Source organism: Sphingomonas populi (genome assembly GCF_004208535.1).
Taxonomy (GTDB): Bacteria; Pseudomonadota; Alphaproteobacteria; order Sphingomonadales; family Sphingomonadaceae; genus Sphingomonas; species Sphingomonas populi.
In genome coordinates, this window is the sequence record NZ_SGIS01000122.1 from 1 (window position 1) to 2,188 (window position 2,188).

1 protein-coding gene and 2 pseudogenes are annotated in these 2,188 nt (G+C 61.3%); all 3 read right to left on the reverse strand.

All coding sequences use genetic code 11. The annotated features are described in order from the left end of the window. A pseudogene (locus tag EWE75_RS24335) lies at nt 1–248 on the reverse strand (transposase); the annotation flags it as partial. 303 nt (nt 249–551) lie between these two features. After that, nucleotides 552–1,718 (reverse strand): IS110 family RNA-guided transposase, encoded by a 1,167-nt coding sequence (locus tag EWE75_RS24340; protein ID WP_165388533.1) that lies wholly within the window; start codon nt 1,716–1,718, stop codon nt 552–554. Nucleotides 1,719–1,792: 74 nt separating this feature from the next. Beyond that, a pseudogene (locus EWE75_RS24345) lies at nt 1,793–2,116 on the reverse strand (transposase); the annotation flags it as partial. Between the last annotated feature and the right edge of the window lie 72 nt (nt 2,117–2,188).

Genomic DNA, 2,188 nt, shown 5'->3' on the forward strand with positions numbered 1-2,188 from the left:
TCGCGCTTGCCGAGCGTGTTGACGCCCACCGCCACTATCACCGCGGTCGAGACGATGCGGCCGCCTTCGCGCTCCTTCAGGTAGGTGGCGTCGATCCACAGGTACGGCCACTCGCCTTCGATCGGGCGGTTGAGGAAGGCGTTCACCCGCTCGTCGATCTCGGTGATCAGCCGGCTCACCTGGCTCTTCGAGACGCCGGTTCCGCCCATCGCCTTCACCAGATCGTCGACCGAGCGCGTCGAGATGCCTCACATGAGGAGTTTGGGGTCAAGCTATTATCAAAGTGACATGGCCGCCTCCTGGTTAGAGATCCATGGTCTGAGCCCATTGTATAATACCGGCCCGGTCACCGAGCCTGTACAACCTCACATCCGGTCGCCGCTCGGGACGGCTGCACCAATATTCCGCTTTCGGCGGACAAGGGCTCAGGAAACGGGACCATTCTGGATGACGGCATTTTCAAGCCAAAGGCATCTTCGGTCCGTTCACCTGGATCCGTCAGGACTGATCAAGTCCTGGGGATTGGAGAAACTCAAGGTTCAGAACGGTCATCAGGCCACCTTCATGATGGCTCCTTCGATGACGACCCCAGCAGTCACATATTTCCAAAGCGCGATGAGCAGCTTGCGAGCAAGGGCGACAATGGTTGCCTTCCTGAGCCGCCCACCATTATATTCCACTCGTTGCTTGAACCAGCGGGCGAGCGCTGAATCCGGTTGGTGCCGTAGCCAGAGCCACGCCAGCTGGACCATCGTCGTTCGCAACCGCGGATTACCCGCTTTCGAGACGCCCTGCTCACGGTCGATCGAGCCGCTCTGCCACGGAGACGGCACCAGCCCAGCATAAGCGGCCAGTTGCCTCCGATTGCCGAAATGCCGGAACAGGCCTTCTGAGTAGAGGACAGCCGCAAACTCCGGCCCAATGCCCTTGATGCTCAGTAGCATTGCCGCCGGCTGGGGTATGTCTGGCGTTGCTTCGGCCACCAGCGCATCTCGCTCAACCTCCACCACCCTTATCTGTTCGAGCAAAACCTCAAGGCGATCGAGTTCACGGCGGATCTGCGCACCGATGTGGCCGGAGAGCGCGCGGCCATCGCCGGTACGAAGCGCCTCCAGCCGCTTGCGGCGATCACGACGCAGCGGGTCGTAGTCCCGAATACCCTGACTGAAGAGGAGACCCTTGACGCGATTGACGTGGACGATCCGTTCGGCGACCAGCGCCTTGCGTTCGCGGCAAACCCGACGGCGATCTTCCTCCTCAGGGCTCGGCACCCGAACCATCGAACACACGCGGGGCTCGCCGCGCTTGTAAGCCATCAGGGCGCGGATCAGCGTCTCGCCATCGATGCGGTCGGTCTTCGCCCGTCGACGCCGCCGCGATACGGCGATCGATGCGGCATCGACAACATGGCTCTCGATCCAATCTTCACGATCGATAACCCGATGGAGCCAGAACCCGTCCAAACCTGCTTCCTGGATCACCACCAACGGGTAAAGCTTGTCTGTGCGCGCCTGTGTCTTCCGGCGCAGATCGGCGAAACATGCGAAAAGACCAGCGATGTCGCCGCCGATGACCGAGTGACGCGACATCTTCTCGCTGCCCGGTGAGAGGGACGTGACAAGCCAGGTCGATTTACTCAGTTCCATCGAGACGAAAATCGCCGCAAGATCAACGCGGATAGCGGCTTGAGTCTCGGAGCCGTCGGCTATTGCAAACATGATTGCCTCCAGAGTGTGATATTGAGCAACCTCACTCTGCCAGAGACCGGGTCGCTATCCACTCCTCATGGAATCTGGATGTAGGCTTCCTGGATCACTGCCACCAACGCCTTCTCCGCTGTCCGGCGCGGCTCCAGAAAGCTCGGGAAGTAGCTGCCCTTCCTCAGCTTCGGGACCGCCAGTTCGATCCGGCCGGCACGCGTGTCCCAGTTACGGTCACGGTAGCCGTTCCGGTGGTTCAGGCGGTCGGGCGAGCGGGTGCCCGCCGGGACACCCGTCTTCGCCTCGATCTCCAGATCCATCATGCGATCGGCGGCAAACGCCAGCATCTCGCGTACCAGGTCAGCATCCGCCTCTTGCTCGACCAGCTCGAGCAGCGCCATCTTGGCATCGGTCATCGTCGTCTTCTCCAGGTTCAAGTTCGCATCCGAACCCTAGCCGAAGACCGGCGATGGCCACCTCATCCGGGG